This window comes from Actinoallomurus rhizosphaericola (assembly GCF_024055675.1).
Taxonomy (GTDB): Bacteria; Actinomycetota; Actinomycetes; order Streptosporangiales; family Streptosporangiaceae; genus Actinoallomurus; species Actinoallomurus soli.
Genome location: NZ_JAMXMW010000043.1, coordinates 1 through 6,493, shown reverse-complemented (window position 1 = coordinate 6,493; position 6,493 = coordinate 1). Strand labels below are relative to the sequence as shown.

General features: G+C 68.1%; 4 protein-coding genes. All 4 read left to right on the top strand.

Features of this window, described 5'->3' with window-relative positions:
- The first annotated feature begins 146 nt into the window (after positions 1-146).
- The 4 genes from NE234_RS43930 (at position 147) to NE234_RS43915 (ending at position 5,680) form a co-directional block, all read left to right on the top strand.
- Positions 147-785: an ATP-dependent Clp protease proteolytic subunit gene (locus NE234_RS43930; protein ID WP_252829255.1), complete on the top strand. Its 639-nt coding sequence runs from the start codon at positions 147-149 to the stop codon at positions 783-785.
- On the top strand, positions 782-1,468 hold the full coding sequence (locus NE234_RS43925; RefSeq protein ID WP_252787120.1) for an ATP-dependent Clp protease proteolytic subunit: 687 nt from the start codon (positions 782-784) through the stop codon (positions 1,466-1,468). Before NE234_RS43930 ends, NE234_RS43925 begins: the two co-directional genes overlap by 4 nt.
- A 160-nt stretch (positions 1,469-1,628) precedes the next feature.
- Positions 1,629-2,903 (top strand): ATP-dependent Clp protease ATP-binding subunit ClpX, encoded by a 1,275-nt coding sequence (gene clpX / locus NE234_RS43920; protein WP_252787119.1) that lies wholly within the window; start codon positions 1,629-1,631, stop codon positions 2,901-2,903.
- Positions 2,904-3,094: 191 nt separating this feature from the next.
- Complete coding sequence (locus NE234_RS43915) at positions 3,095-5,680, top strand: valine--tRNA ligase (protein WP_252787118.1); 2,586 nt, start codon at positions 3,095-3,097, stop codon at positions 5,678-5,680.
- Positions 5,681-6,493: the final 813 nt, after the last annotated feature.

The window sequence follows — 6,493 nt, the reverse complement described above, 5'->3', positions numbered from 1 at the left end:
CGCCTGTGGGGCCGCCCCGTCCGTATTCCCGGCTCCGGCTTCCACGCCGAAAGCGAACAAGCCGCCCCGGCGGCTTAACCCGCCGCTCCAGCGCGTTAATGTCGCAATCAACCGACCACGAACAACGAACCGGAGCAGGTGACGCAGTGACCACGCCTCCGACCTTCGACCGTCCGGCGCGCGTAGAGGCGCGTACGGCCGAGGCGCCCCTTCTGCCGTTGGGGGATCAGCTTTATCAGCGGCTGCTGCGCGAGCGCATTGTCTTCCTCGGTCAGCAGGTCGACGACGACATCTCCAACCGCATCTGCTCGGAGCTGCTGCTGCTGGCGGCCGAGGACTCCCGGCGGGACATCTACCTCTACATCAACTCGCCGGGCGGCTCCGTGACCGCCGGCATGGCGATCTACGACATGATGCAGTACGTCCCGAACGACGTCGCGACGGTCGGCATGGGCCTGGCCGCCTCGATGGGACAGTTCCTGCTCTGCGCCGGCACGGCGGGCAAGCGGTACGCCCTGCCGCACGCGCGCATCATGATGCACCAGCCGTCCGGTGGCATCGGGGGCACCGCCGCCGACATCAGGATCCAGGCCGAGCAGATGCTGTACGTGAAGACGACGCTCGCCGAGCGCATCGCCTTCCACACCGGTCAGCCGCTCGAGCAGATCCAGGCCGACTCCGACCGCGACCGGTGGTTCACCGCGGAAGAGGCGAAGGACTACGGCTTCATCGACCACGTCGTGCACAACGCCAACCAGGTCGCCTCGGAAGGCGCGGTGTCATGACTTTTGATCCGAGGGGACTGAACACCGTGAACCACGAGATCCGGGCCGGCGTCCAGCCGGTGGAGAGCCGCTACATCATCCCGTCCTTCGTCGAGCGCACGACGTACGGCGTCAAGGAGATGAATCCGTACAACAAGCTCTTCGAGGAGCGGATCATCTTCCTGGGCGTGCAGATCGACGACGCCTCGGCGAACGACGTGATGGCGCAGTTGTTCACGCTGGAGTCCATCGACCCCGAGCGCGACATCAGCATCTACATCAACTCGCCCGGTGGCTCGTACACCGCCATGACGGCGATCTACGACACGATGCAGTTCGTCCGGTGCGACATCCAGACGGTCTGCATCGGGCAGGCCGCGTCGGCGGCGGCGGTGCTGCTGGCCGCGGGGACGCCGGGCAAGCGGGCCGCGTTGCCGCACTCGCGGATCCTGATCCACCAGCCGGCCACCGAGGGCGGCTACGGCCAGGCCAGCGACATCGAGATCCAGGCGAACGAGATCCTCCGGATCCGCGAGGAAATGGAGAACATCCTCGCCAAGCACAGCCGGCAGGACGTGGAGAAGGTCCGCCGGGACATCGAGCGTGACCGTTTCCTCACCGCCGAGGAGGCCAAGACTTACGGTTTGGTCGATGACATCATCGCCAGCCGCAAGAAGCGTCCGTCCGAGGTAGTGTCGTCATAGGCGGCCTGTGGGTGACGCCCCGGTGTCCGCCAGATTGACCACGCCAGAGGGCTCACTCACGGTCCAGGAGACGGTAACGTCGAGACACAACGTCGAGAGCCTCAGCACGCTCCCTCGCCCCGCTCACAGCGGGTGAGCGGCCCCACGAAAAGGAGACAGGGTGGCACGCATCGGCGACGGTGGTGACCTGCTCAAGTGCTCGTTCTGCGGAAAGAGTCAGAAGCAGGTCAAGAAGCTCATCGCGGGTCCGGGCGTGTACATCTGCGACGAGTGCATCGATCTTTGTAACGAGATCATCGAGGAGGAGCTCTCCGAGTCCTCCGATCTCAAGTGGGACAACCTGCCGAAGCCACGGGAGATCTTCGAGTTCCTGGACTCGTACGTGATCGGGCAGGACAAGGCCAAGAAGGCCCTGTCCGTGGCGGTGTACAACCACTACAAGCGGATCCAGTCGGGCAGCGGCGGCAGGGACGAGAGCGTCGAGCTCGCCAAGTCGAACATCCTGCTGCTGGGCCCGACCGGTTCCGGTAAGACGCTCCTCGCGCAGACGCTCGCCAAACTGCTCAATGTTCCGTTCGCCATCGCCGACGCGACCGCCCTGACCGAGGCCGGCTACGTCGGGGAGGACGTCGAGAACATCCTGCTGAAGCTGATCCAGGCCGCGGACTACGACGTCAAGAAGGCCGAGACCGGCATCATCTACATCGACGAGGTGGACAAGGTCGCTCGCAAGAGCGAGAACCCCTCGATCACGCGGGACGTCTCGGGGGAGGGCGTCCAGCAGGCGCTGCTGAAGATCCTGGAGGGCACGACGGCGAGCGTCCCGCCGCAGGGCGGCCGCAAACACCCGCACCAGGAGTTCATCCAGATCGACACGACGAACGTGCTGTTCATCTGCGGTGGCGCGTTCGCCGGTCTGGAGAAGATCGTCGAGCAGCGCGTCGGCAAGCAGGGCATCGGCTTCAACGCGGTCCTGCGCACCAAGGACGACGGTGAGGACACCGCCGACCTGTTCGCCGACGTCATGCCCGAGGACCTGCTGAAGTTCGGCATGATCCCGGAGTTCGTCGGCCGGCTGCCCGTGATCACAAGCGTGCACAACCTCGACCGTGAGGCGCTGATCAGCATCCTCACCGAGCCGCGCAACGCCCTGGTCAAGCAGTACCACCGGCTCTTCGAGCTCGACGGTGTCGACCTGGAGTTCACCGACGACGCCCTCGAGGCGATCGCCGACCAGGCGATCCTGCGGGGCACGGGCGCCCGCGGCCTGCGCGCCATCATGGAGGAGGTCCTGCTCTCCGTGATGTACGAGGTGCCGAGCCGCGCCGACGTCGCCCGGGTCGTGATCACCCGGGAGGCCGTCCTGGAGCACGTCAACCCCACTCTGGTGCCGCGCGAGCGCACCAAGCGCGAGCCGCGCGAGAAGTCGGCCTGACCGCCTCTCCGTCTCCGGAGAGGCGGCCTCCGGCCCGTACGGTCCGGCCCGTCTTCGGCATGCCCGTCCAACCCCGCCGCCGCGCGGAACACCGGGTGCGGGAGTGACCGGTGGGGCGATCGTTACCGACGGAAGATTCGGATTCGTGGCCCGCGGCCACGGAGCCGCCGGAACATCCCTAAACTTTTCGCGTGACTTCGCGCGCTGACCTGCCGACTCAATACACCCCGGCCGACGTCGAGGGGCGGCTCTACGAACGCTGGATCGACGGCGGCCACTTCACCCCGGACGCCGTACCCGGCAAGCCCCACTTCTCGATCGTCATCCCGCCGCCGAACGTAACGGGTTCGCTGCACGTCGGCCACGCGCTGGACCACTCGATCCAGGACGCGCTCATCCGCTGGCAGCGGATGCGGGGGGCCGCGACGCTGTGGCTGCCCGGCATGGACCACGCCGGCATCGCCACCCAGAACGTCGTCGAGCGGCAACTCGCCACGGAGGGCCTGTCCCGCCACGACCTCGGCCGCGAGGCCTTCGTCAAGAAGGTCTGGGAGTGGAAGGCCGAGTCCGGCGGCAAGATCCTCGGCCAGATGCGCCGCCTCGGCGACAGCGTCGACTGGACCCGCGAGCGGTTCACGATGGACGAGGGCCTGTCCCGCGCCGTCCTGACGATCTTCAAGCGGCTGTACGACGACGGGCTGATCTACCGCGCCGAGCGCATCATCAACTGGTGCCCGCGCTGCCTCACCGCCCTGTCCGACATCGAGGTCGAGCACTCCGACGACGAGGGCGAGCTCGTCTCGATCCGGTACGGCGAGGGCGACGCGTCGATCGTGGTCGCCACCACCCGGGCGGAGACGATGCTCGGCGACACGGCCGTGGCCGTGCACCCCGACGACGAGCGCTACGCCCACCTGGTCGGCACCGAGATCGAGCTGCCGCTGACCGGCCGCCGCATTCCGATCGTCGCCGACGCGCACGTCGACCCGGAGTTCGGCACCGGCGCCGTCAAGGTGACGCCCGCCCACGACCCGAACGACTTCGAGATCGGGCGACGGCACGACCTGCCGTCGATCTCGGTCATGGACGAGCGCGGCGTCATCACCGCGCACGGCCCGTTCCAGGGCCTGGACCGGCTCGAGGCGCGCCCGGCGGTCGTCGGCGCGCTCCGCGAGCAGGGGCGCATCGTCGCCGAGAAGCGTCCGTACGTCCACGCGGTCGGCCACTGCTCACGCTGTAAGACGGTCGTCGAGCCGCGGGTGTCGCTGCAGTGGTTCGTCAAGGTCGCCCCGCTCGCCAAGGCCGCCGGCGACGCCGTCCGCGACGAGCGCGTGCGGATCGTCCCGCAGGAGATGGCGCCCCGCTACTTCGAGTGGGTCGACAACATGCACGACTGGTGCATCAGCCGCCAGCTGTGGTGGGGACACCGCATCCCCGTCTGGTACGGCCCCGACGGTGAGATGACCTGTGTCGGCCCCGGCGAGGAGGCGCCGGAGGGCTGGACCCAGGACACCGACGTGCTCGACACGTGGTTCTCTTCGGCGCTGTGGCCGTTCTCCACGCTGGGCTGGCCCGACGACACCCCCGAGCTCCGGGCGTTCTACCCGACGTCCGTGCTGGTCACCGGGTACGACATCTTGTTCTTCTGGGTGGCCCGGATGATGATGTTCGGGCTGTACGCCATGGACGGCGTCGAGCCGTTCAAGGTCATCGCGCTGCACGGCATGGTGCGCGACCAGTTCGGCAAGAAGATGTCCAAGTCCTTCGGGAACGTCGTCGACCCGCTCGACTGGATCGACCGGTACGGCGCGGACGCCACCCGTTTCACGCTGCTGCGCGGCGCCAACCCCGGCAGCGACGTCGCGGTCAGCGAGGAGTGGGCCCAGGGCTCCCGTAACTTCTGCAACAAGCTCTGGAACGCCACCCGCTTCGCGCTGCTGAACGGCGCCACGAGCGTGGCGGGCGGCGTCGGCGCGGTCGGCGAGGGACTGCCCGAGAACCTGACGGTGGCGGACCGCTGGATCGTCTCCCGGCTCTCGTCGGTGGTCGCCGACGTGGAGTCGCACTTCGAGCGGTTCGAGTTCGCCAAGGCGTGCGAGACGCTCTACCACTTCGCGTGGGACGAGTTCTGCGACTGGTACGTTGAGCTGTCCAAGGTGCCGGGGATGAGCGCCGGCGCCTCGGCCGTCCTGGGCCACGTGCTCGACGTCCTGCTGCGCCTGTTGCACCCGCTGACGCCCTTCGTCACCGAGGAGCTCTGGACGGCGCTGACGGGCGGCGAGACGATCGTCGCGGCGTCCTGGCCGCGGCCGGGCGGCTTCACCGACCCGGAGGCGGAGGCGGAGATCGTCGGGTTCCAGCGGCTCGTCACCGAGGTCCGCCGGTTCCGCGCCGACCAGGGGCTCAAGCCGGGCCAGCGGGTCGCCGCGTCCCTGGAGGGCATCGACCCGGCGTACGAGGAGGCGGCCCGGACGCTCCTGCGTCTCACGCCTCCGGAGGAAGGGTTCAACCCGACCGCGTCCCTGCCCGTGGACGGCGTGACCGTACGCCTCGACACCGCCGGTGCGATCGACGTCGCCGCCGAGCGCGCCCGGCTGGAGAAGGACCTCGCCGCCGCCCGCAAGGAGATCGCCCAGGCCGAGGGCAAGCTCGGCAACGAGCAGTTCATGGCCAAGGCACCGGAGAAGGTCGTCGCCAAGACCCGGAGCCGTCTGGAGCAGGCCCGCACGGACGTGGCCCGTCTGGAGGCCCAACTCGCCGCCTTGCCGAGTGCCTGACCGCTCTCGGCCGCCCAGGTGCCGCTGAGCGCCTGGGCCGCTTCCGCGCCCGTGGTGCCTGCCCTTCGAGCACCGCTCTGAGGCCGGCTCTCCAGACCCGCCGGGGTCCGGAGAGCCGGCCTCGTCCATGTCCGGACGCTCCAGCGGGAATGCCTCGTGCCGCCGATTCGTTGGGCCTGATGGCCGCCACTGCGGGCGGATGTGCGGCATCACCGCCGTGCACGGAGCGACGCGGGGCCGACCGGCCGGCTGACGCCGTGACGGCGTGCCCACCGGTACGCCGGTGAGCGCCGGTGGCCGATCAGGCGGTACCTGTCCGGAATTGACCGGTGTCAGCGGATGGGACAACGGATCTTGAAGTTATTTCAGTGGCTCGGGTTTCGGCTCCGGACCACTGGGGTAGAAGCAAGACAGCAAAGCTGACCTGCGGATCCTCGCGTGCCGGCAGTGGGATTTGACCTTGCTGCCGCAGGCACGTAGAGTTCTTCTTGCCCGCGGGGGAGCGGGACGCCGAGAGGCGGCCGGCCCCGCGGAAGACACCCCACTCGATAGCGCGTGGCAGAGTCACTCTGCGGCGCGGGTAGGATGGGTTGTCGGCCCGGCCGAGTACGTGACACCGACAAGGTGGCGCGGTCGCCGGGAACCTCCCAGTGAAAGTCGCTGAAGTTTCGGCTTCGGTTTCTGAGTGCTGGGCGGGTATCGAGGAGTTATCCGGAGTCGGTCAATTCGACAAAGGAAAGCAAATCGGTAAGATAGACCCAAGGAAATGCCCCAGACGGGAAACTGGAAACAGGGACCTGACGGTGTGTGTCC